Source organism: Halocatena pleomorpha, assembly GCF_003862495.1.
Taxonomy (GTDB): domain Archaea; phylum Halobacteriota; class Halobacteria; order Halobacteriales; family Haloarculaceae; genus Halocatena; species Halocatena pleomorpha.
The window spans coordinates 15391-39084 of the sequence record NZ_RRCH01000011.1 but is presented as its reverse complement, the minus strand read 5'-3'; the positions used below and the strand labels follow the sequence as shown (position 1 = coordinate 39084).

The window sequence follows — 23694 nt, the reverse complement described above, 5'->3', positions numbered from 1 at the left end:
CGCTTTCTGAGACAGATAGACAAAAAGCCGTCCACAGTGAATGACGGAGTATGACGACCGAAACGGAAAGCACGTTTCTCATTACGCACGCCGAAACAGACACTGCAGTGCTCACCGATGTCGAGAGCGGACAGGTACACACCTTATCGGACAATCCGGGCGTCGAAGAAGACGACGTTGTCGAAGGAACGATCGCGCCAGAGCCACCCATGAACGTGACGTGGCAGATTATTGATATCGAAGAGCGACGAACGATTCCGATCGAGCGGGGCGAAGAATCCCCGACGGCCAAGGAACAGGAGCTCGCGGCCGACCAACCAGTCGGAGAGATCACCCGTCGTGAACGAGCTGGGGTCGGAGAGATACACGTGCTCACTGTCGAACCGGACGACACCGAGGACGTCGTCGCGGACGTGATGGACGATAACGCGACACGAACACGCGCAGCGCGACTGGGCGTCAACCGCGTTGAACTGCGATCCGACCCGGATACTGGCGTTGTGAGTGTGAGATATTTACCGTGAGGAGACGGAAATCACGCTCACCAGGATTGTATAAAAAAGCTTATCAGATCTGGTCTCACACAGCCTGTCATGACCGACTTCGAGGTACCGGATGTGGAGTACAGCCGGTACACGAACCGCCAGCTCGCTGCGATCCCGCTCGCCGTGCTGGCGGTCGCTCTTCTCATTATTGCGGGCTGGTACGTCGTCACTGGCGTGCCCGTGACGCCGGGAATTGATTTCACCGGCGGGACGGAGCTACAGATCTCGGCGTCCGATTCACCCGACCAGATCGAACAGACGTTCGAATCGCAGTTACCCTACGAGGTGGATTCGGTCGTTGAGAGCGGCGATTCCTACATTGTGACCATTCAGGCGACCGAACAGAGTGAGGTGAACGAGATCATGAACACTGCGGAGGAAGAAGGGTATACGGTTCAGTCAGCCCAGACGCGATCGGCGGCGTTCAGCACGGACGCCCAACGACAAGCGTTAATCGGGGTGGCCGTCGCGTTCGTCGGCATGAGCGTGCTCACGTTCGTCTTGTTCCGAACGTTCGTTCCGTCGATCGCCATCGTCGTCAGCGCTTTCTCCGACATCATGATCCCGGTCGCGCTGATGAACGTCTTCGGTATTCCGCTCTCGCTGGGAACCGTCGCAGCGCTGTTGATGCTCATCGGGTACAGCGTCGACTCGGACATACTGCTCAACAACAGCATTCTCCGGCGGCGTGGAGACTTCTATGAATCCACATACCGCGCGCGCCGGACCGGCGTGACGATGACGCTCACCTCGATCGTGGCGATGGTCGTGATGACCATCTTTTCCTCGCCACTCGTGTTTGGTATTCCCCTGTTACCCGATATCGGACTGATACTTGTGTTCGGACTCACTGCGGATCTGATGAACACGTATCTGCTCAACGTGAGCCTGCTGCGGTATTACAAATACGAGGGGGTCGCGGGATGAGCCGGAATTTCAGCCTCCGGGAAAACTGGCGCATCGTGTTGCTCGTTCTGATCGTTCTGGGGAGTGCCGTCTCGATTTTCGCTCCCGTCGGTAACGGCGGAAGCGCCCAGAACGCCACGGTAGAGAACGCCTCAGAGTCGGCCACTGCTGGCCCGACGAACCTCCAGTTCGGACTGGAGCTATCGGGGGGAACGCGGATCCGAGCGCCGTTAGTCGGAATGACCGCCGAAGATGTCGGATTCAACGGATCGGATCCCCAAGGACAGGCCAAGCTCGAACGAGCACTCACAAACGAATTATCATTGTCGCCACAGGACGTGCGGGTGCAACCGACATCCCAGAACAGCGGAACCGTTGAGGTGTTTAACGAGAACGTAACCCAAGAGGAGTTCGCTCGGGCGCTCCAGAACCAAGGGAAAGACGTTCAAACCGATGACATCCGAGACGGCGTCACCGACAAAACGCTCGAAACCGCTGAGGGCGTCCTCGATCGGAAGGTCACGGGTGCCGGCCTGTCTGGTGGTGAGGTGTCGATCTCACGATCTACAACGGGTGATGAGGCGTTCATCGTGGTCGAAGTGCCGAACAAACAGCCAGAGGAGGTCGTCGATCTCATCGACGAGCGCGGGACAGTGCTCGTCGTCGCGCACTTCCCAGTGGAGCAAAACGGAACGAAAACGTACCGGAACGTCCAGCTGTTCACGCAGGAAGGAATCAAAAGTGTCGATCCAGCAGACCAACCACGGGGTGGACGGCCCGGAGTGCCGATCACGCTTAAACAGGACGCCGCAAAGAACTTCTCGAATGCGATGCGGGAATTCGGCTTCCTGAGTCAGCCACCATGCACCTACGCCGCCAATAAGAACGATTCAGGCCACTGCCTGTACACCGTTTCAAATGGAAAGGTCGTTAACGGAACGATCACAAAAGGGGAAATCGTGTCCGCAGCGAGTATGGGAGACCTGTCTACCAAAATGAAACGTGGCGATTTCGTAGACGATCCGAGATTTCGGATCACCAGCGCCAACCTCTCTGAGGCGCAAAACCTCGCGTTGGATATGCGAGCCGGTGCCTTGCCGACGACGCTCAACATTGACGAGGGGACCTCCACGTACATCCAGCCGAGTTTAGCAGAGAAATTCAAGCTGCTTTCGCTCGTCACCGGACTGTTCACCATGCTCGCTGTCGCCGGGACGGTGGCCTACCGGTACCGAGAGCCACGGATCGCGGTGCCGATGGTAGTGACGGCGGCGGCTGAGGTGTTCATCCTGCTCGGCTTCTCGGCCGCTATCGGTCTCGCTATCGACCTCTCACACATCGCCGGCTTCATCGCGGTGATCGGGACTGGAGTGGACGACCTCGTCATCATCGCTGATGAGATACTCCAGCAGGGAGACGTATCGACGAACCGCGTGTTCCGATCGCGGTTCCGGAAGGCGTTTTGGGTCATCGGCGCGGCTGCAGCCACCACCATCGTCGCCATGTTACCCCTGGCCGCGCTGTCGCTCGGTGATCTCCAAGGCTTTGCGCTGATCACCATTGTCGGCGTACTCGTCGGTGTGCTCATCACACGACCGGCGTACGGCGATGTGATCCGGAATCTGGTGTTGGACTGAGCGGTTCAAAACGAATCGAGCGCCGACTGCTCGGCTGCCGCAAGCGCTTCTTTCGCCGTTTTCCACGACGTTCGCGCACACTCCGGAAGATGACCATGCTCACCCACATACTCAGCGAGAAACGCGCGCGTCGTCGGGTCGCTCGGGTAGCCGCTACCGATATCGCCGTACTCCGCACCCAGCGCCGTGATGGCGCTGTCGCGTTCGACTTTTGCGATCACGCTCGCGGCACCGACGAGCGGGTACGCCTCATCAGCCCCGTGTTCGGCGGTGATCTCGACTGGAACCGATACCCGATCGGTCACTCGCCGGGCGAACCGGGCTGGATCGGTGTCCGCGCCGTCAACGACGCCCGCCATTGACGACGAGATGACTTCCGAGATCGCCTCGGCGTGGGCGGCGACCGTGAGCGTGTTCATGTCGGTCGTTGGGTCGTCGATCCGAGCGGGCGAGATCCGAGCCACGCCCACGCTGACAGTCGGATCCTGAACCAGCCGGGTTGCAAGCGACTCCCGGCGCGTCGCTGAGAGCTTCTTCGAATCATCGATTCCAGTGGGGAGCGCGTCCGGTTGGGCAACCACACACGCAGCTACCATCGGCCCTAACACAGGTCCCTTTCCCGCCTCGTCAACACCGAACTCGTTCACACCTACCCCACCACCGTCGACCAGTAAAACCGTTGTGTTGGGACGGTTCCGACGGAGGGATAAAACGGCACCACGATGATTGAACTGTGAGCATGATGAGCTGGTTCCATCGACCGCGCCGTCTCGATCAGCGAGCACGCCGTCCTCTGAACGATGAGTGACCGAGGACGGCTCGCACTCATCGTGTGGAGTGTGCTCGTCTCACAGGTGTTTCTGTATCCGGGGTTAGAAAACACGGTCGCCGCCCTCGGTGGTGGTGATGACATTCTCGCAGGAACGTGGTTTCTCGTCGCGGAGTTCGGTGCGTTCGTCGTTTGTGCCGTTCTGTGGGGCGTTCTGAGCGACGCGCTGGGCCGTCGGACCCCACTCGTGGTGCTCGGAGCCGCCGGTGGGGCAGCCAGTTACCTCGCGGTCGCGCTGGTCCCTCAGTTAGGTGTCACGTTCGGCGTTGTGCTCCTGTTGCGGGTCGTCGGTGGAGCGTTTACGATCGGTGCGTTCTCGCTGTCGATTACGATGTTGATGGATCTCTCCGGCGGCCACGGCCGAAACATGGGCGCAGCAGGCACGGCGGTCGGACTCGGCGCGGCACTCGGATCCGTTGCCGGCGGCCAACTTGCGACGGTCGACCCGTTGGCACCCCTGTACGGTGGCGCGGTGCTGTTGGGCGGTGTCGCGGTCCTCGCCGCAACGATTCCGGACCGGAGTCCTGCTACCGGGCTACCAGTTGACGCAATCGCGGACCACATTCGTACCCGCCCTGCGCTCCTCGTGCCCTTCGCATTCGGATACATTGATCGGCTGACCGCCGGCTTTTTCGCCTTGACAGGCGTCGCGTACTTCCGGGACGCGTTCGGACTCGACGCGGCACAGGCAGGACTCACGCTGGCGTTGTTTTTCGTGCCGTTCGCCGTGTTGCAGTACCCCATTGGCTGGCTGTCGGATCGGATCGGTCGGTTTCTGCCGGTCGTCGTCGGATCGATGTTGTATGGAGTGACGATCATCGGTATCGGACTCGCGCCTGGGTACGCCCTGGCTGGTGGGTTACTGATCGCCTGCGGGATCTGTGGAGCATGTGTCTCACCGACGACGATGGCGCTCGTTACCGACATCGTTCCGGCGACAGAACGCGGCGTCGGAATGGGTGGTTTCAACGTGTTCGGAAGTCTCGGAATGTTGAGCGGCTTCCTCATCGGCGGCATCATCACCGATCAGTACGGCTATCTACCGGCGTTTCTCGCAGCCGGCGGTCTGGAGATTGGGATCGCCGTGGTTGCCGCCAATGCAGTCAAACGGATCGTTGCCACGTAAGCTGACGGGAACGGGATGTTCAAGCGGTGGGGTCACCGCTGTGGGATCTCTGACTGGAGAACACCGGCACAGAGAATACGAATTTCAAAAAGTATCGGTCGCATCGTCCTGCTGTCGTCCAAATTGAGATCGACTAAGCCGAATTGAGAAAGAAATCCTTTAACCCGCCTGGTCTAATGACTACGCGAAGATTGATGTCATCTACTCTGGTTAGTACGTCGTCTTGTTCGTCGAGGTGGTGGTCGGGGTGACCGATCTCCGTCTGCTCGTTCCGGTGTCGGAGTCGGTCACGCTGCGGAACACCGTCGCTTATGCTATCCGACACGCACTCGAACGGACCGACGAAACGGAAGGAGCAGCGACGATTCACTTCGTGTATCCGCTTTCGGAGCGTCCCACGCTCGACCCGAAGTCAGAGGAAACCACAGTAGCGGACACGCTCCTTGACCGGGTGACCGTGTGGACAGAGGAGGATATCGAAGACGACGCCGAGCGGGTAACCATCGACACCGCCGTGATTGGCACCGAAGAGTATCTATTCAGTCCGGTGGATTACGCCAACGCTCTGGTGCGGTACGCGCGCACTCACGATCTTGATGTTGCGGTGTTCGACCCTGAATTCTCCCCGCTCGGAACGACACCCCTGTTGCCGCCGCTGGAAGCCGAAGTACGAAAGGCCGGCTTGGATGTCGAAGAGGCACCCGTCCAGAGAGAGCGGCGCAGTCCGCCGTTGGTTCGTCGCGGCACTGTCACGCAGTTTTTGGCGTTGTTCGGGGTTTCGTACCTGTTTTATCTGCTGCTCGCGGGATCGCTCGAAACGTACGACCTCGTCACAGGAGCGATCAGCGCCAGCGTCGTTTCGGTCGCGCTGTGGCAGGTATCGCTCACATCCCCCGTTCGTCCCGTTCGGGCGGGAAAACAACTCGGACGGCTCGCGCTGTACCTCCCGTACCTCCTGTGGGAGATCGTGAAAGGCAGCCTCCACATCGCCTACGTCGTTCTCCACCCGGAACTCCCGATCGATCCGAAGGTGGTTGAGTTCGACGCCGCCGTCTGGTCGTCACTGTCGATAACGACGTTCGCCAACAGCATCACGCTCATTCCGGGGACTCTCACTGTCGACGTGTCTCAACGACGCTTCACTGTTCACGCGCTGACGCCCACCACGTACGAAGATCTGTTGGAGGGATCGCTTGAGCGGGCGGTGCGTTTCGTCTTCTATGGCCGAGAAGCCACGGAGATCCCAACTCCCCGAGAACGCATGAACGACGGAGATGAGAACACATGACGCTCGTTACGGAGATCCTCTTTGGAGCTGCTGCCGCGTTCATCACCGCGTCACTGGTCGCCGTCTACCGGATCCTTCGTGGTCCCACGATGCCCGACCGCGTCGTCGCGATCAACGTCCTCGGTTCGAACGTCGTCATCGTCATCGCCTTGTTAGCGGCGGCAATCGGAGAACCGGGCGCGCTCGACATCGCCCTCGTATATGCACTGTTGAATTTCCTGTTGAGTATCACAATATCGAAATTCACGGTCGACAGGGGTGAGGTGCTGTAATGGAGATACAGGAGATTCTCATACTCCTATTGACGTGTAGCGGCGTGTTCTTCGCCGTTGTCGCCGCCATCGGTCTCGTTCGGCTTCCGGACGTTTACACGCGAACACACAGCGCCTCGAAGAGCGAGACGTTCGGGGCAGTGTTGACGCTCACCGCGGTAGCGATCACGTTCGGTGGCGATCTATCGACGCTGAAGACGGTGTTATTGTTGGTGTTCATGTTCCTGACGAACCCCACTGCCGCCCACGCTATCGTGCGGGCAGCGGCCGATCAAGGCATCGAACCGTGGACGACGGAGGAGGAAGAATCATGAACGAAGCACTGGAGATTGCGCTGCTGGTGTTCGTCGTGGGATCAGCCCTCGTCACGGCGCTGTTGCGGGACGTGCTCGGATCGATCATCGCGTTCAGCGCGTACAGTCTGGGTATTTCGATTGTTTGGGTGTTCCTTCGAGCGCCGGATGTGGGACTCACGGAGGCCGCAGTCGGCGCAGGCGTCATAACGGTCCTGTTTCTGTTGACCATTGCCAAAACCGTGCGACCGACGGGCGAGCGAACAGTTGAGCGCGTCAATCCCGGGGCGCTTATCATTACGATCGCGTTCGTCGCAGTGCTTTCGACGACCGTGTTCGCGCTGCCGCCGGTCGGATCGTCGGAGTCAGCAGTGGTTACTGACAACGTGACCAACTACTACCTCGAAAACGCGTACACCGAAACTGAGGTCAACAACGTCGTCACGGCCGTGCTTGCGGCCTACCGTGGCTTCGACACACTGGGTGAGGCGGTCGTGGTCTACTCAGCAGGCGTCGGGATTCTCCTCGTTCTCCAGAAGGAGGTGTTCGAATGAGCGACAGCACAGACGAGCGAACACCGACACCGTACGTTGAGAGTCCGATCATCATGGCGACCGTCCGCATCATCACGCCGTTCGTGTTCACGTTCGGGTTGTTCGTGATGTTCCACGGTGCGGATTCCTCCGGTGGTGGCTTTCAGGGCGGCGTCATCGTCGGCACCATCGTTCTCATGCTCGGTATGGCGTTTGGCATCGAGACAACGCGGAACTGGGTCGGTCCGAAACTCCCGGTCGGTCTCGTCGGAAGCGGCGTCCTCGCGTTCATACTGATCGGGACCGGACCCGTCTTACTCGGCGGATCGTTCCTGGAGTATCACGCGTATGAGATCCATCACGCCTCCAAGTACGGGATCGAACTGGTCGAGCTTGCGATCGGTCTCATCGTTTCCGGAATCGTGACGGGGCTCTTTTTCGTCATCGCGTCCGGAATGGAGGACAACGGGGGTGAGACTGCGTGATCGAGCTGCTGAACGAGCGGCTCTACTACCTCGTGGCGTTCCTACTGATGGGTATCGGAACATACATGATGATAGATAAATCTAATCTCGTGAAAAAAGTCATCGGGATGAACGTTTTCCAATCAGGAATCTTCCTGTTTTTCATCGTGATCGCGTACGTGTCGGGTGCAAGTCCGCCGTTGGTGACCGCACCGGGACCGTACGTCAGCCCGCTCCCGCACGTGTTGATCCTCACCGCGATCGTCGTCGGGGTGAGTCTCACCGCCGTCGCGCTCGGACTCATCGTCCGCATTTATGGGGAGTACGGCACTCTCGACACCACCGTGATCCGGGAGGTGAGCGAGGATGACTGATCTCCCGGCGTTGGTGATCGTGTTCCCCATCTTCGCGTCCATCGCGGTGTTGCTCGTTGGACTCGTTCGTCCACGCACCGGATGGCCGATCGCCACACTCGCGTCAATCGTACAGATCGCTATAACGGGATCGCTCGCGCTCCGCGGGTTCAACGGCGACCCCGTCCAGTACGTCGTTGGAGGGTTCACCGTACCCTACGGCATCGAACTCGTCATTGACGGGCTTTCAGCGACGATGATCGTTCTGGTGGCCGTCGTTGCTCTCGGTGTGCTCGGCTACGCCCGAACGGCAGGACCGCGGTCGAACTCGTTCTACGCGACGTATCTCCTGCTCGTCGCTGGACTCACGGGAATGAGCATCACCGGAGACGTGTTTAACATGTACGTCTTTCTCGAAATAACGGGGCTGACGGCGTACGCACTGGTCGCCAGCGGCAAGGGCGGGCGGTCGGCGCTCGCCGCGCTGAAATACCTTCTTGTTGGTACGTTCGGCGCGTCGCTGTTCCTGTTAGGGATCGGCTACGCGTACGTCGCCACAGGGACACTCAACATGGCCGATCTGTCCGGACAACTCGCCGCGGTGGGGTACACGTCGTCTCTCGTACAAGCTGCGTTTGGACTCCTCGTGGTTGGGCTGTTCGTCAAGATCGCCGTGTTCCCGTTACACACCTGGCAACCAGTCGCGTACGCCGGTGCACCGGACGCGGTGAGTGGCCTCATATCAGCGCTTGTCTCGACGGTCTCGGCGTACGCACTGATACGGATCGTCTTCTCCGTATTCACCGTGGACTTTCTGCTAGCGAATCCGTTCGCGCGAACTGTGCTCATGGCCGGAGCGGTAGTCAGCATCGTGACCGGGAGTCTCCTCGCGGTCGCACAGAGTGAGATCAAACAGCTTCTCGCGTACTCGTCGGTGTCACAGTTCGGCCTTATCATCGGTGCCATCGCAGTGGGGAACGACACTGCCTTGACGGGGGCGGCGATCCATCTTGTGGGTCACGCTATCATGAAAGGTGGCTTGTTCCTGACGGCAGGGTTAATCGGGACCAACGCCGGTTCCCGAACCGTCACGGAATTCGAAGGACTGGGCAAACACCTGCCCATCGGCGCGGGGTCCTTCGGAATCATTGCGCTCGCTATGGTCGGCGTTCCGCCAACGATCGGGTTCGTCGGCAAGTGGTACATTGCTCTGGGTGCGGTCGAAACCCAGTCGTGGCCGCTTGCGGCCGTTATCCTCCTGAGTACGCTGTTGACACTGGCGTACTTCGCGCGGCTCATCGAGCGCATGTACTTCCGAGAACCGGCCGTCACCACATCGAGCGTCGAGACGACAGACGCGACAGACGCGGTCAACGTCGCCACCGACGGTACCGGCACCACTCCCTCCATGGGAATGTGGATGACGGTCGTGACCGCAGCTGTGTTGTCCGTCGTCCTCGGCGTCGTCGCCTTCGAATACGGACAGCTTCTTGAACCGACCATCGAACACCTGCTATCATGACCGACGTTACATCCCTCAGACCGATCGCTGCAGTGCTCGTATCAGCAATCGCCGTCGTTCTGATTCTCGCCTCCCACAGACGACCGGACCTGCGCGAGTCGTGGACGCTCCTCGCTGCCGGAACGAAGCTCGGCATCGTCGGGAGTATGGTGCCGGGTGTGCTTTCCGGGCAGGTGTACGTCACCGACATCGGGACGTTCGTGCCGGGTGTTCGATTCGCGTTGCGAGCAGACGCGCTGGGCGTCCTGTTCGCCTTGCTTGCGAGTCTGTTATGGTTGGTGACGAGCTTTTACAGCATCGGATACATGCGAGGGCTGGACGAGCACGCACAAACGCGCTATTTCGCGGCGTTTGCCGCCAGTCTCTCTTCGACGATTGGCATCGCGTTTGCCGCCAACCTGATCGTGTTGTACGTCTTCTACGAACTGCTGACGGTTGCGACCTACCCGTTGGTCGCCCACGACGGGACCGAAGAGGCGCGTGCGGCCGGTCGAAAGTATCTGGCGTACACCTTCGGCGGCGGTGTGGCCGTGCTGGCGGGAACGGTGCTCGTGTTCTGGCTCACGGGAACGACGGCGTTCACCCCCGGCGGGATCGCAGGACTCGCCACCGCTGATCCCGTCTTTGGACGCGCAGCGTTCGCCCTGTTGGCCGCCGGGTTCGGCGTCAAGGCGGCGTTGATGCCGTTGCACTCGTGGCTTCCGGACGCGATGGTCGCACCGACCCCCGTCTCCGGGCTGTTGCACGCCGTCGCTGTCGTCAAATCCGGCGTGTTCGGCGTCGCACGCGTCGTCCTCGACGTGTTCGGACCGGATCTGGTCGGTGATCTCGGCGTGGGGCTGCCGCTCGCAACGGTCGCGGCGATCACCCTCACAATCGCCAGCATCATCGCGCTCCGACAGGACAATCTCAAACGGCGGCTCGCGTTCTCGACAGTGAGCCAACTGTCGTACATCGTACTCGGGCTGGCCGTTCTCGGTCCCTACGCGCTGGTAGGTGGACTCCTCCACATCCCAGCTCATGCGTTCATGAAGCTCACGCTGTTTTTCTGTGCCGGAGCCGTGCACGTCGAAACCCACACCGATGACATCAGCAACATGGCGGGGATCGGCAAGCGGATGCCGTTGACAATGACCGCCTTCGGGGTCGCGTCGTTGGGGATGGCCGGTATCCCGCTCGTTGCTGGCTTCGTCAGCAAGTACTACCTCCTCATTGGCACCGTCTCAACTGGGCACATCTTGTTCACCGGTGCGTTGCTCCTCTCGGGGATCCTCAACATCGCGTATTTCTGGCCAGTGGTGTACACCGCCTTTTTCGAGTCACCAGAACGTGATGACCCGAAGCCGGTCGTCGAGAACGTGTTAGGTGGTCGGTACGCGGACGGGGAAGCCGTCACCGACGGCGGCCATGCTCCCGATGATACCGATGATACAGCCGGAGAGAAAGACGATCACGGCTACGCACCGGATCACGGGGGGCAGGGACCACGGGACCGCCAAGAGACGCAAGCCAACCTCCATCCTGATCACGGTCCCGACGGGAAACTGGCCTGGGAACACCGGGGCTGGGGTGGTGAGGAGTCGACGTGGTTCATGCTCGGCCCGATCCTCTTTGCGGCCGCAGGATCGATCGTTCTCGGGATCGTCCCCGACGCTGCCGTGTTCCTTCGGATCGTCAGACTCGTCGTCACCAGCGCGACGGGGGTGAGCGTCTGATGGTCGATCCGATCGTGCCGCCGTTCGTGCCCGTCCTCGCGGTCGCGTTGATAGTACCCTTCATCGATCGGCGGCTCGGCCACGCACTCGGCGTTCTCACGACAGGTGTGCTCGTCCCGTACGTCTGGCTCATGCCCGCCGGACAACACCTCCCAGCGAAGCTGTTCGGCTTCGATGTCGTGTTGCTCAACGTCGATCCGTTCTCCACACTGATGGGGATCATCTTCGCGTTCATTGGTTCCGTCGCCGTACTCTACTCGTGGGCGAGTGAGGCGTCGTCGATTCAAACGGCGTTCGCGCTCGGCTACGTGGGAACGAGCCTCGGTGCCGTCTTCGGTGGCGACTGGCTGACGCTCATCTTCTTCTGGGAGCTGATGGCGGTCACCAGCACGCTGTTGGTCTGGTATTACGGTGGTCGCGCGGTGCGCGCCGGGTACCGGTACGCGCTGTTACACGGCATCGGCGGAACGCTGTTGCTCGGAGCGGTGGTGTGGCACTACGTGCTCGTCGGATCGTTCCTGTTCACCGCAACCGCTGGCGGGCTCGCTGGCGATGTCGCCCCAGTGCTCGCGGGAATCGGAATCGGTGTCAACGTCGGCTTCGTCGGACTGCACGCGTGGCTACCGGATACGTATCCGCGACCACACATTGCGGCGAGCGTCTTTCTGTGCGTGTACACGACGAAAACAGGCGTGTACGGAATGTACCGAGCGTTTCCCGACGGACAGCTCGCAATCGCTTACATGGGCGGGCTGATGGCCGTCTTCGGCGCGGGAATGGCGTTGCTTCAAAACGACATGCGCCGACTCCTCTCTTATCACATTCAGTCACAGGTCGGATACATGATCGCGGGCGTCGGGATCGGCGGCGCGCTCGCAACCGGTGGCGCGTTCGGTCACGTGTTCAACCACATCCTCTATAAGAGCCTGTTGTTCATGACCGTCGGAGTGGTCATCTACCGGACCGGTGAGGAGAGCCTGAAGAAGATCGGCGGACTCGGCCGAAAGATGCCGATCACGGCCATCACGTTCACCGTCGCTGCGCTGTCAATCTCCGGCTTCCCAGGATTCAATGGCTTCGTTTCGAAGGGGATGGTTCTGGGAGCCGCACACAAAAAACACCTCGACGTGCTGTGGTATCTCCTGCTTGCTGGTGGCGTCGGGACGTTCCTCTCGTTCATCAAGCTCGGATACAGCGCGTTCGTTGAAGGAACGTACGACGGTTCCGTGAACGACGCCAATCGGGGACAGTCGGTGGCGATGGTTCTTGTCGCCGGGTTGTGTGTGCTGTACGGGTTAGCGCCGTCGGCACTGTTTGCGCTCCTCCCGACGACCGGGTTCGAGTACACAACGTACACCCTCGGTCACGTCGGTGAGACGCTGGCGTTGGCTGCCATCGCCGTCGTCGGCTTCGTATTCCTGAAACAGCCGCTCAAACGAGTCGGTCGTGTGCCCGACATCGATCGGCTGTACAACCCACTGGCGTTGTACGGAACGCGTGGTGTCGTTCTCGCCGTCACCGAACTGTACGCAGCCATCGATCGAGTCGTGGTGGCGTCCACGCGCGTTTTGATCGATGTCGTCGAACAGCCGGGACGAGCCGTTGGACGACTCACTGGCAGGGAAAACGTTCGGTTAGAGGCTAGTATCGGGACGAGCGTGTTGCTCGTCACGCTCGTGCTCATCGGGACGTTCGCGGTGCTGGTGGTGTGATCCTGATTCTGACTACTGGCTGAGGCGAACGTCGAGACAGACGTTCAACTCGTGGGGAGCGTACGACCGCACGGTGTGTCTGGTTTCGACGGTGACGGAGTACCCAGACGCGGCCGCCCGAATGGCGCGCTCACCAGGACCAAACGGGTCATCTTCGTGTTGGATGTCATAATAATGGAGTAAACACTCATCGCCAGCCAGTCTGACAGCGGTGTCGAGGAATGCATCGGCGCTGTGTGGGAGGTTCATCACGATCCGGTCGGCCCACCCGGTGTAGTCGATCTCGCGGACATCAGCGTTGATGGCCGTCACGCGGTCAGTGACCCCGTTTCGGTCGGCGTTCTCTTCGAGGAACTCGATCGCAACCGGATTGAGATCCACACCGACAGTGTTCGCGCCGCGTGCGGCGGCGGGAACGACGAACGGACCGACACCAGCGAACATGTCTATAAACTGTTCGTCGGGCTGGACCTGCTCGATGACGCGGTGACGTTCGGTGGCGAGTCGGGGAGAGAAGTACACCGCTTCGAGATCGAGCGCGAACTCAGTGCCGTACTCCCGGTGGACCGTTGTCGTCTCGCCTGCGAGCACGTCCCACTCGCGCACCCGAAGCTCGCCTTTCACCTTCGAAGCGCGGTTGAGGACGCTACAGAGGGGGAGATCCGAGGCAACCAGTGCGTCCGCAATCTCCCTCGCCCGGTCTGGATCGTCCTCATCGAGGATTGCGATGTCACCGAGACGCGTGTACGACGGCTCGAATCCCAACACGTCCGCTGGCATCGTCTGTTGATCGCGCTCGGGGACAGCGTGCTCCTCAACGGTGTAGCCGTCTGGGACCGCCACCACAGGAATGTACAGCCAGCCCTCTGAGACGGTGATTTCGTATGCCGGATGTAGGAGATCACGCCCGGCGAGTTTCTGACGGGTCTCCTCACCCGCAGACGGCCGAACGCGAACGCAGGGAACCTCATTCATGGCTTCCCTCGCCGGTCTGTGCGACTAAATCTGACGCTTCGACGGGAGATGAACACCTGACGCAGTGGATGAACGACAAGATACATGTGCTCGCTCAAAAGATCACCACTAGTGAACGAACTGCGATGACGAGGAGTGTACGCGGGAACTACGCCCGTCTGCTCGGCGGTGGAGCACTGCTTCTCATCGGCGTCGGACTCATCGTGTACACGTTCTTGTTTCCGATAGCGAGCACTGCCGTCCTCTGTCCCGACAGTATGACCCAGTGGGAGCTGTTCGGTGTTTCCCTCCCCGTCGTTCGATCGCTCTCGGTCGATCCGATGACAATGCAGCTCTCATGGTACGATGGCTGTAACACCAAGATGACGTCGTTGTGGATACCACTCGGTGGGAGTTTGGGATTCCTGTTGGGCGTCACAGTGACAGCGCGCGAACTGAGAGACAGTCAGCCGTGACCGTGGTGAATCGTTCGACCGGAACGAAACGGAACCGCTCTGTTAAACCTGAAAACAAGACAGTGTCGCTCTGAACCAAGAAGAAGAGCGAAGCGTCTGCACTGGACGGCGGGATCTCGTATGGTAGGGTCAAACCCGCGTACTTTGATATACTCGGCCCAACCACATTCGTGATAGAATGGTCGATATCACTATCCATGAGGGGATCACCTACGCTGAGCGCGAGACTGGTGAGATGAAACTCGATCTATATGTTCCAGAGAGTGAGACCCCGCCGCTCGTCGTCTACATCCACGGTGGTGGATGGATCGCGGAAACGCGCGCTAACATTCCGGACCCGGAGCGGTACGCCGCTGAGTGGGACTGTGCCATCGCCAGCGTCAGCTATCGCCTCCAAGCGGTTCCAGCCCGAGCGGATATCGAAGAAATGCACGACCCAGCAAACCCCACTCCTCGGGGCACCTTCCCTGATCACTTCGTGGACGTGAAAGCTGGAATTCGGTGGCTTCGGGCCAATGCCGATGCATACGGATATGACGCCGAGCGAATTGCCGCGTGGGGTTCATCCGCCGGTGGGCATCTCGCCCTTCTAGCGGGGGTTGTCGATGACGTAACCGATCTCGGGGAGGCCTTCACCGACGAGGTAGAGAAAACCGTCGTCCCTGAGGAAGCTGGCACTGTGCAGGCCGTTATCAGTTGGTACGGCGTTGCCGACCTCACGCTCACTGACGACGCAGAAGGTATCATCCCGGTACTGATGGGCGGTCCGCAATCCGAACACCCCAACAGGTACGCACAAGCGAGTCCGGTTACTCACGTCACGTCCCAGAGCCCGCCAACGCTGTTGCTGCACGGCCGTGAGGACGAGGTGGTGGATGTCGAACACAGTCGTCGGTTCTTCGACACGATGGACGATGCTGGTGTGAACGCGATCCGCTATGAGTTACACGATCTGAACCACGTTTGGGCCGAGACCGTCGAGGACATTGCGTCTGAACGCGTGGCGATGGACCTGCTCGTGGCGGATCCAAATCACGCCCAGTCGGTGTATGAGGCGACTCACGTGGAAAAGGGCCAATCGCCGGACCCACTCCTCGCGGACCTCCCGCCTGCTGGCCCTGAGACCATCCGGCAGTTTCTCGACAGAACTATCAAGTAAGAAATAGATTCATCGCCAAACCGCTTGAGCAGGGCGAAAACGCCGCTGAGTGCCGCATCTCAAGGGTGGCAATCCGATACTCATCGATGATGAGGCGTCATCCGTTGTGAACGGTCTTCGGTCGGTTTAACCCGGTTGGTCTCTCAGCTCTGCCATGCTCACGTTCGTGGGGTTGGGGTTGTACGACGAGCACTCGATCACCGTTGCGGGCCGGGACGCGATCTCGAAAGCCGACCGCGTGGTCGCGGAGTTTTACACCAGCCAGCTCACCGGAACCACACTCGAAACGCTCGAAGCGTATCACGATGTCGCTATCGAAGTGCTTGATCGCGTAGGCGTCGAACAGCAACCGGAACCGATCCTCGACGCGGCGATGACCGATCACGTCGTCTTTCTTACGGCTGGCGATCCGATGATCTCGACTACCCACGTTGATCTGCGACTCCGAGCGGCTGAGCGCGACATCGACACCCGCGTTATCCACGGCACGACGGCCCAAGCGGCGGCCAGCTCGCTCACTGGGCTGCAAAACTACCGCTTCGGGAAGGCAACGACGCTCCCGTTTCCGTCCGCTCACGGCGGCGACGCCGTGCCAACGAGCGTTCTTGATACGATCGAGACAAACCGCGAGCACGAGCTGCATACACTCGTATATCTCGATATCAAAGCCGAGCGTGAGGAATTCATGCGGGCGTCGACTGCGAGCGAGTTGCTCTATGAACAGTATGAGGACGTTCTCGCCGTCGCAGTCTGTCGAGCCGGTAGCGATGACCCCGTCGTCGTGGCTGACCAACTCTCCGCACTCGCCAGCCGAGCGTTCGGCCCGCCGTTGCACCTACTCATCGTTCCGGGCACACTCCACCACATGGAAGCCGATGCGCTCGCTGAACTCGCTGGCGCGCCACAGGACTGTCTTGACAGCTACTCGGTGTGAGTTGAGTCACCGCCTGCGACGATTGACTGCAGGTCGTAATCGGTACCGGTAAACAGATACATTAAGTCTTCGATAACGACTAGCACCGCGGGGAGTTCACGGATCACGAACCACGTGATCACGATCAGTACGAGGACTGATAGACTCTGGGCGAGCACCCGGTCGGCCAAGAAATACGACACTTTGTACGGGTCGGTGGCCGAGAACAGTCCCAAAACAAGATCGGGCGCAACGTGAAGGCGTTGCTGCCCAAACGTCAGCCCGATGAACGTGTTTCGAATGAGATTAAGGACGTAGATCACGGGGATCGACACCGCAAGCGCGCGAAGCTTCCGGGAGAGAGGCGCGCGAACAGCACCGATCAGTCCGCCGAAGATTGCCATGCTTCCCAACCCCGTACACGCGATCCGGATCGTGTACGTGAGCCGATGACCGGTGTCGTCAACGAACAGGAACGTGCTGCGTCGATCCGGTCGGCCGACAACCGTCCCACTGACGACGCGAAAGTCCGCCGGAGCCGTCTGGCCGAACACCCCCATCACGAACTCCGTTTGGTGGGTCACGGTTTCGATCAACGCCGTCGTCAACAGCGGTATCGCTTCGAAGGGAAGAAAGACGAGTCCCATCGCGCCGACGGCACGGGACAGAACGAACAGGGAATCGCGCCCCTGAGAAAGCAGATACCCCGTGTACACACACGCCGGAACGGCGACGATGCAGCCGATCCCTTCGATAGCGCTTTTGGAAACGACGAGATAGTAGTGGATCAACGAAAACCAAAAGACTGCGAACAGCAACCATCCAACGACGGTGACCCGGCGAGCGCCGTCTCGGTCCGTCTGTTCGAGCACCGCTCCCGCGAGAAAAGCGGTGACCACAATCCACGCCAACGGATCCGAAAGCCGGCGGCTCCACACCAACACCCGAACGAACTCCTCAACCATCGTTGGTACATTCAACAAGAGACCGCATAGCTATTGGGTTGCACTCCGAATCGGCTCAGAGTCGGCTGCGCATCGCGATCAGCGTAGTGATACCGACGGCGATGAGACCAGCAAGCGGTCCGAAGCCCGGACCATCAACCTCAGTCAGCTGTGCGTTCGGTGAGCCGTTACTGCCGGTGCCCTGTGTTCCTCGCTCACTCTCTTGACCGGTGGCAACTGGAGTAGTCGTTTGAGACGGATCATTGCCGTTTTCGGCTGCGTCAGAGGGATCACGTTCTGTAAAAGCAGGCGGAGCGTGCTGGCTGGTGGATGAATGGTTACCCCCCACAGTTCCGCTCGAAGCGTTCGCCATTGCGATGATCGCTCCGCCGTCAGCACCACGATACGGCTCGTCGAGCGAGGCGTTGTGACCGTCGAACTGTCCGTTGTCGTTCGTATCCAAATGTGGAACCACGATAACGGTTCCTTCTCCGCGGTAGTCGCCATCAAGCGTAATATTGATGTCCGAATGGCTACCGGGCTGATGATACTCAGAGACCCCCTGATAGCTCTTTCGTGCTTCCGATCGGTTCTGTGTGAGAAACGACCGATTGTACACTGCTAAAAAGCCGCCTTCGGAGAGGTTGGCGGATCTCACGGTGACTGTCTGAGATTCGTCGGTCTTGAGGTGTTGGGCCGTGAGACGAACTGACGCAGTCGACGTAGCGGTGAGAACGCCCTCCGTCTTCACATCTTCCGTGAAACCCGCATTCGGAATCAACACCACGAATCGCGTTCCTTTCGTTACGTTGCCGAAATCGACGCGTAAGCTGAAACTTCCGTCGTCGTTCACCCGAGTGGTACGGGTGATGTTGAACGTCGCCTCCTCATTCGCTCGAACGTGTACCGTGAGATTTGTGTTCGGAGCAACTGTCGTGTCGCCGGTGATGGTTCGGTTCGAGTCGGCTGTAAGTCTGAGTTTGCCATCGTTCGTCTCGAACGACGCTTCACGAGGCGTGACTGTGACGTGTGAAGAAACCGGCTCTTCGGTTCCGTGACTGGCGATCGTCACGGTGAGATTACCGGGTGTAACGCCGGTCGTGCGATCCGAAAACACCGCTCGCTCTGTATCAATCAGGACGTACACCGCAGAGCCATCCGTCTCGGGGATCACTCGAAGACCGCCTGTCTCGTTCGTTGCCGGAAGGTCAAGCGTCGTGTTCGACGCACCGTTTTCGATTCGAACGTCAAGAACACCGGATTGAACGAGTTCGAGTAAACGCGCGTTCGAAGTAGTGTTCGATGATCCCGCGACTGCGTTCGATAGCTCCCTAGATGTCATCTGTATGACAAGCACGTCTTCGGCAGCGACCGTCTCCGTTTCCGGGGCGAGCTCCGAAACGTCATCCGTCGTCTGTACGTCATCGAACTTCGATCCCGGTGCTGTCCGCGTGGTGACCGCCTCGATCGTCATGTCATCATGGGGGGTGGACGATGGAAGTGGGTCACTCACCAATCCGTTGGACCGATTTGGCGGTGCAGAATAGGATCGGAGGGACTGTTCTGGCGGTCCGTCATCTCGGATCGGATCGGTCTCACCGATCATATCGAGCCGATCGGCTTGTGAGCCGGTGCCTGTGACTGCCCCCACGATCATAGCCCCCCCCATCACACCACTGCACACCGAACACAACACGACGACTGGTATGAAATAACCACGAATCGCTCTCTGTAGTCCCATCGTGTGCCTAGTACCTCCACCGTTTTGATCTCCCATCCCTGACTTGAATCGCTATCTGTCGATTATCTGCCCGTATTCCCGGTCGAACGTTCTGATTCGATATTCCGAACATAGGTCCACTTTTATAAATGCTTTCTGGTACGTGTGGCCACCGTTTCAGCTCGTCTGGTTAGCCGTCCACCGATATCTTTCGATAGATTTTACGACTGGACCGGAAGATGGTGTACTATGGGCGATCAGGAACACAGGATCGAACACGACAGCCTCGGAGAAATGGAAGTTCCGATTGACGCCTACTGGGGGGCACAAACCCAACGCGCGATCGAGAACTTCCCGATCAGTTCTGTGACGTTCGGACGGCGGTTTGTTCGTGCGCTCGGTATCGTGAAGAAGGCGGCTGCGCGCGCAAACCGAGAACTGGGTCACCTCAACGACGAGACGGCAGAGCACATCATTACCGCAACGGACGAAGTCATCGCTGGGGAGCACGACGACCAGTTCCCAGTCGACGTGTTCCAAACGGGGAGCGGCACGTCCTCGAACATGAACGCAAACGAAGTGATCGCCAATCGGGCGACCGAACTGTCCGGTGGAACGATCGGATCGCGGGACGTCCACCCGAACGACCACGTGAACTTCGGCCAATCGAGCAACGATGTTATTCCGACCGCGATGCACGTCGCCGTGCTTGAGGCGGTCGATGACGACCTACTGCCCGCGCTCGAAACACTCGAAAACGAACTCACAGCCAAAGCAGAGGCGTTCGATGATGTCGTGAAAACCGGTCGAACCCATCTTCAGGACGCAACACCCGTCCGGCTCGGACAGGAGTTCGGTGGTTACCGCACGCAGGTCGAGAAAGGGATTGAGCGGCTTGAAAACACGACTCCGCGTCTGGCCGAACTCGCGCTCGGCGGGACGGCAGTCGGGACCGGTCTCAACACTGATCCCGAGTTTCCGGCGCTTGCAGCCGAATATATCGCTGAAGAGACCGGTCTCCCGTTCAGGGAAGCCGACAACCATTTCGAGGCCCAAGCCGCTCACGACGCGATGAGCGAGACCCACGGAGCGCTCCGGGTCGTCGCAGGGTCGCTTAACAAGATCGCAAACGATCTCCGTCTACTCGCGTCCGGCCCGAGAAACGGGTTGGGCGAGATTGATCAGCCTGAGAACCAGCCGGGATCTTCCATCATGCCCGGAAAGATCAACCCGGTTGTTGCCGAAGCAGTCAATCAAGTCCACAAGCAGGTCATCGGGAACGACGCCGCAGTTTCCGCCAGTGCGGCGGACGGACAGATCGATCTCAACCTCTACAAACCGGTAATCGCGCACAACGTCCTGCAGTCAATCGAGTTGCTCACTAACGCCAGCAGCGTGTTCGCGGCGCGATTCATCGCTCGATTGGAAGCGAACCGCGACCATTGTGAACGACAGGTCGACCGGAGTATGGCGCTGGCGACCGCGCTCAACCCGAGCATTGGCTATGACGCTGCCGCTGAGATCGGCAAAACGGCGCTCAAAGAAGGGAAGACGGTCCGTGAGGTTGCCATCGAAGAAGGGCATCTTACAGAAGACGAAGCCGACGCAGTACTCGATCCCGAGAAAATGACTGAGGTCGGCATCCTCGGTGGAGACGAATAGTCAATACGATACCTCCAGCGATATGGGAAGAAAATTTTGAGTAATTTGTTTTAGTCTCATTCGACGTAGTGAACTCAGCGTTTCTCAAAGCGTGAGCAGTACGGCGATCGATCAATGACGTGTGTTTTGTTGATATTCGAGTTTGGCAGCCACTCCGGGGAGAAATCCATCACATGTTTCTGCCACCGATGGTTTTATCTGCTTAAATTCGTTAGAACTTTCTGCTCGTAATTATAACAACGAATAATGGATCATATTGAAGACATCTCACTTGAGGATCTGCAGCAAGCACTCGATCAGGTGGAGGGAAAAAAACCGGCTATGCGGCTTCTCGCAGCGATCGCGTACAAAAACGGCGTGACTCAAACGGAGCTTGCCGAATGGTACGGCGTTCAGCGCCGGACGGTGTACAGTTGGCTCAAGCGGTTAGAGGAGCCGACGATCGAGAACGCCGTCCGGGACGCCCATCGGTCGGGACGGCCTCGAAAACTCACAGAAGAGCAACAAGCATCGTTACAGCAAGTGCTCCGCCGATCTCCAACGGGATTCAGCGACGACGCCGTGACATGGACACCGGAACTGGTTCGTCAGTACATCCACGAACGATTCGGAATAGACTACTCGCTACCGAGCTGTCGACGGCTAATGAAAGAATCCGGACTCCGGTTCTGTTCACTTGATGACTATGAAGGATCGGAGTTTCCCACTGAACCGTTGGACGAAGAAACGAAACATTGGCTGCCCGAGTGATGGCGACAGACCGATCGGCGCGGACTGAACGGTTTTTTACTGTTCGGACTCACATCACGACATAATGACCGCACGCGACTACGAGGATGTCGGGCTGGTAGCGGGGTTAGAGATCCACCAGCAACTCGACACCGACACGAAGCTCTTCTGTGACTGTCCGACACTCAGACGAGAGCCAGAGGCAGCGACGCGAGAAGTGACGCGGTATCTCCACCCGACACGCAGCGAGCTGGGCGAGATCGATGAGGCCGCCCTCGAAGAGAGCCGCATCGAACGGGAATTCACGTATCTGTCCTACGACACAACGTGTTTGGTCGAAGAGGACGACGAACCGCCCCACCGCATCGACCGAGAGGCGCTTTCTGTCTCCTTAGAGATTGCACAGCTACTCGATATGAACATGGTCGATCAGGCCCACATCATGCGGAAGATCGTTGTTGATGGATCGAACACGTCTGGATTCCAGCGTACGGCACTGATCGCCACCGACGGCGAGATCGAAACCGACGACGGACCGGTCGGGATCACGGATCTGCTCCTCGAAGAAGAAAGCGCCCAGCGAGTCGAAGGGGCTGAGAACGGCGTCACCTACAGTCTCGACCGGTTAGGGATCCCGTTGGTCGAGATCGGCACGGGGCCAGATATCCGAACGCCCGAGCAGGCCCAGGAAGCCGCTGCAACGCTCGGGATGTTGCTCCGTTCGACCGGCTCGGTAAAGCGGGGACTGGGTACCATCCGTCAGGACGTGAACGTCTCAATCGAAAACGGTGCCCGCGTCGAACTGAAAGGGGTTCAGAGTCTCGATGAGATCGCCGCTATCGTCGAACACGAGGTTGATCGACAGCTCGAACTACTCGACATCAGCGAGACGCTCACCGAACGGGACGCGAGTGTCGGTGAACCAGTGGACGTGAGCGATGTGTTTGCTGACACCGATAGCGGTGTGATCGCTGGTGCAGAGTCAGTCATGGCCGTTCCCCTGTTCGGATTCGATGGATTGGTTGGGCGAGAGATCCAACCCGACCGCCGACTCGGCACCGAACTGTCCGACCACGCAAAGCGCAGTGGTGCGGGCGGCATCTTCCACACGGACGAACTGCCCGCGTATGGCGTCACCCAAGCCGAAGTCGACGCCCTTCGCGAAGCCGTTGGTGCGAGTGAACACGACGCCGTAGCGTTGGTCGCTGCTGATACGACGGTCGCTACGGGAGCGATCGAAGCCGCTGCCGATCGAGCGCGCGCTGCGATTGAGGGCGTTCCTGAAGAAACACGCGGAGCAACAGCCGAGGGCACCTCGGAGTATCTCCGTCCGCTTCCCGGTGCGGCACGGATGTATCCTGAAACCGACGTGCCACCGGTGGAGCTCGATCCCACCGATGTGGAAACGCCGGAGTTGCTCACCCAACGGAAAGAGCGATACGTCTCTAAACTGGGATTGGATCCGACGCTTGCAGAGCAGGTCGCGTACGGACGGCGAATGACAACGTTCGAGCGAGCGATCGAAGCGGGGATTGACCCGACGCTTGCCGCCAGAACGCTCGAAGGCACACTCACCGAACTTCGCCGTGACGACGTTCCCGTCGAAAATCTCACCGAAGAACACCTCATCACCACGCTCGAACTCGTTGGGGACAAACTTGCGAAAGAAGGCGTCACAACGGTACTCCAGGTGCTTGCCACTGATCCGGATTTGAGCGCTGAACAGGCCATCGAGGAGGCCGGACTCGCCGGTGTTGACGAGGATGCCGTTCGATCGACGGTCGTAACGGTCGTTGATCGAAACGAGGCCCAGATCCGGTCGGAAGGAATGGGTGCGTTTTCCGCGCTGATGGGCGAATGCATGGGTGCGCTCCGGGGCAAAGCTGATGGAGAACTAGTGAGCACTGTTCTCCGAGAGGAGATTCAAAAACGAACCTGAGAA

The 23694-nt window shown here is 59.4% G+C and carries 22 protein-coding genes and 1 pseudogene; 19 read left to right on the top strand and 4 right to left on the bottom strand.

The window, feature by feature from the left end:
* Positions 1 to 50 precede the first annotated feature (50 nt).
* The 3 genes from EIK79_RS05625 (at position 51) to EIK79_RS05615 (ending at position 3088) form a co-directional block, all read left to right on the top strand.
* Positions 51 to 524, top strand: a complete 474-nt coding sequence (locus EIK79_RS05625; protein ID WP_124954148.1) for a DUF5812 family protein — start codon at positions 51 to 53, stop codon at positions 522 to 524.
* 69 nt (positions 525 to 593) lie between these two features.
* Positions 594 to 1472 carry a protein translocase subunit SecF gene (gene secF / locus EIK79_RS05620; RefSeq protein WP_124954147.1) on the top strand — a complete coding sequence of 293 codons (879 nt, stop codon included), beginning with the start codon at positions 594 to 596 and terminating at the stop codon, positions 1470 to 1472.
* Complete coding sequence (locus EIK79_RS05615) at positions 1469 to 3088, top strand: preprotein translocase subunit SecD (RefSeq protein ID WP_124954146.1); 1620 nt, start codon at positions 1469 to 1471, stop codon at positions 3086 to 3088. Before secF ends, EIK79_RS05615 begins: the two co-directional genes overlap by 4 nt.
* A 5-nt stretch (positions 3089 to 3093) precedes the next feature.
* Here the strand turns inward: EIK79_RS05615 and rnhB are convergent, their stop codons facing one another.
* Positions 3094 to 3735, bottom strand: a complete 642-nt coding sequence (gene rnhB / locus EIK79_RS05610) for a ribonuclease HII (RefSeq protein ID WP_124954145.1) — start codon at positions 3733 to 3735, stop codon at positions 3094 to 3096.
* Between the two features lie 153 nt (positions 3736 to 3888).
* Between rnhB and EIK79_RS05605 the strand changes: the two genes are divergently transcribed.
* The 10 genes from EIK79_RS05605 (at position 3889) to EIK79_RS05560 (ending at position 13195) form a co-directional block, all read left to right on the top strand.
* Entirely contained in the window at positions 3889 to 5043 is a 1155-nt protein-coding gene (locus EIK79_RS05605) for an MFS transporter (RefSeq protein ID WP_124954144.1), read from the top strand.
* Between the two features lie 223 nt (positions 5044 to 5266).
* Positions 5267 to 6331, top strand: a complete 1065-nt coding sequence (locus EIK79_RS05600) for a monovalent cation/H+ antiporter subunit E (protein ID WP_233737962.1) — start codon at positions 5267 to 5269, stop codon at positions 6329 to 6331.
* Positions 6328 to 6603 carry a cation:proton antiporter gene (locus tag EIK79_RS05595; protein WP_124954143.1) on the top strand — a complete coding sequence of 92 codons (276 nt, stop codon included), beginning with the start codon at positions 6328 to 6330 and terminating at the stop codon, positions 6601 to 6603. The genes EIK79_RS05600 and EIK79_RS05595 overlap by 4 nt, the downstream gene beginning before the upstream one ends.
* Positions 6603 to 6917, top strand: coding sequence for a monovalent cation/H(+) antiporter subunit G (gene mnhG / locus EIK79_RS05590; protein ID WP_124954142.1), 315 nt, complete (start codon positions 6603 to 6605; stop codon positions 6915 to 6917). The genes EIK79_RS05595 and mnhG overlap by 1 nt, the downstream gene beginning before the upstream one ends.
* Complete coding sequence (locus EIK79_RS05585; RefSeq protein WP_124954141.1) at positions 6914 to 7450, top strand: DUF4040 domain-containing protein; 537 nt, start codon at positions 6914 to 6916, stop codon at positions 7448 to 7450. The genes mnhG and EIK79_RS05585 overlap by 4 nt, the downstream gene beginning before the upstream one ends.
* Positions 7447 to 7914, top strand: coding sequence for an MnhB domain-containing protein (locus EIK79_RS05580; protein ID WP_124954140.1), 468 nt, complete (start codon positions 7447 to 7449; stop codon positions 7912 to 7914). The genes EIK79_RS05585 and EIK79_RS05580 overlap by 4 nt, the downstream gene beginning before the upstream one ends.
* The gene (locus EIK79_RS05575) at positions 7911 to 8267 is read left to right on the top strand and encodes a cation:proton antiporter subunit C (RefSeq protein ID WP_124954139.1); all 357 of its coding nucleotides are present in this window, start codon (positions 7911 to 7913) and stop codon (positions 8265 to 8267) included. The genes EIK79_RS05580 and EIK79_RS05575 overlap by 4 nt, the downstream gene beginning before the upstream one ends.
* Entirely contained in the window at positions 8260 to 9768 is a 1509-nt protein-coding gene (locus EIK79_RS05570; protein WP_124954138.1) for a monovalent cation/H+ antiporter subunit D family protein, read from the top strand. Before EIK79_RS05575 ends, EIK79_RS05570 begins: the two co-directional genes overlap by 8 nt.
* A complete protein-coding gene (locus tag EIK79_RS05565) occupies positions 9765 to 11483 on the top strand; it encodes a cation:proton antiporter (protein ID WP_124954137.1) in 1719 nt (572 codons plus the stop codon). The genes EIK79_RS05570 and EIK79_RS05565 overlap by 4 nt, the downstream gene beginning before the upstream one ends.
* Positions 11483 to 13195, top strand: a complete 1713-nt coding sequence (locus EIK79_RS05560; RefSeq protein ID WP_124954136.1) for a Na(+)/H(+) antiporter subunit D — start codon at positions 11483 to 11485, stop codon at positions 13193 to 13195. The genes EIK79_RS05565 and EIK79_RS05560 overlap by 1 nt, the downstream gene beginning before the upstream one ends.
* A gap of 12 nt (positions 13196 to 13207) precedes the next feature.
* Here EIK79_RS05560 and EIK79_RS05555 read toward each other — a convergent pair whose 3' ends face one another.
* Positions 13208 to 14170 (bottom strand): class I SAM-dependent methyltransferase, encoded by a 963-nt coding sequence (locus tag EIK79_RS05555; protein WP_124954135.1) that lies wholly within the window; start codon positions 14168 to 14170, stop codon positions 13208 to 13210.
* 68 nt (positions 14171 to 14238) lie between these two features.
* On the opposite strand from EIK79_RS05555, the gene EIK79_RS05550 reads away from it, so the two are divergent.
* The 3 genes from EIK79_RS05550 (at position 14239) to dph5 (ending at position 16718) form a co-directional block, all read left to right on the top strand.
* Entirely contained in the window at positions 14239 to 14625 is a 387-nt protein-coding gene (locus EIK79_RS05550; RefSeq protein WP_148094131.1) for a hypothetical protein, read from the top strand.
* 178 nt (positions 14626 to 14803) lie between these two features.
* Positions 14804 to 15784, top strand: a complete 981-nt coding sequence (locus EIK79_RS05545) for an alpha/beta hydrolase (protein WP_124954133.1) — start codon at positions 14804 to 14806, stop codon at positions 15782 to 15784.
* A 154-nt stretch (positions 15785 to 15938) separates the two neighbouring features.
* A complete protein-coding gene (dph5, locus tag EIK79_RS05540) occupies positions 15939 to 16718 on the top strand; it encodes a diphthine synthase (RefSeq protein WP_124954132.1) in 780 nt (259 codons plus the stop codon).
* On the opposite strand, the gene artA is transcribed toward dph5, so the two are convergent.
* On the bottom strand, positions 16706 to 17662 hold the full coding sequence (gene artA, locus EIK79_RS05535; RefSeq protein WP_124954131.1) for an archaeosortase A: 957 nt from the start codon (positions 17660 to 17662) through the stop codon (positions 16706 to 16708). The two genes, dph5 and artA, sit on opposite strands and share 13 nt — an antisense overlap.
* A gap of 55 nt (positions 17663 to 17717) precedes the next feature.
* A complete protein-coding gene (locus tag EIK79_RS05530) occupies positions 17718 to 19382 on the bottom strand; it encodes a DUF7282 domain-containing protein (protein ID WP_124954130.1) in 1665 nt (554 codons plus the stop codon).
* A gap of 228 nt (positions 19383 to 19610) precedes the next feature.
* On the opposite strand from EIK79_RS05530, the gene EIK79_RS05525 reads away from it, so the two are divergent.
* The 3 genes and pseudogenes from EIK79_RS05525 to gatE all read left to right on the top strand — a co-directional run bounded on the left by EIK79_RS05525 (position 19611) and on the right by gatE (position 23691).
* Positions 19611 to 21023 carry a class II fumarate hydratase gene (locus EIK79_RS05525; protein WP_124954129.1) on the top strand — a complete coding sequence of 471 codons (1413 nt, stop codon included), beginning with the start codon at positions 19611 to 19613 and terminating at the stop codon, positions 21021 to 21023.
* Between the two features lie 246 nt (positions 21024 to 21269).
* A pseudogene (locus tag EIK79_RS05520) lies at positions 21270 to 21692 on the top strand (helix-turn-helix domain-containing protein); the annotation flags it as partial.
* A 145-nt stretch (positions 21693 to 21837) separates the two neighbouring features.
* Complete coding sequence (gene gatE / locus EIK79_RS05515) at positions 21838 to 23691, top strand: Glu-tRNA(Gln) amidotransferase subunit GatE (RefSeq protein ID WP_124954127.1); 1854 nt, start codon at positions 21838 to 21840, stop codon at positions 23689 to 23691.
* The last annotated feature ends 3 nt before the right edge of the window (positions 23692 to 23694 follow it).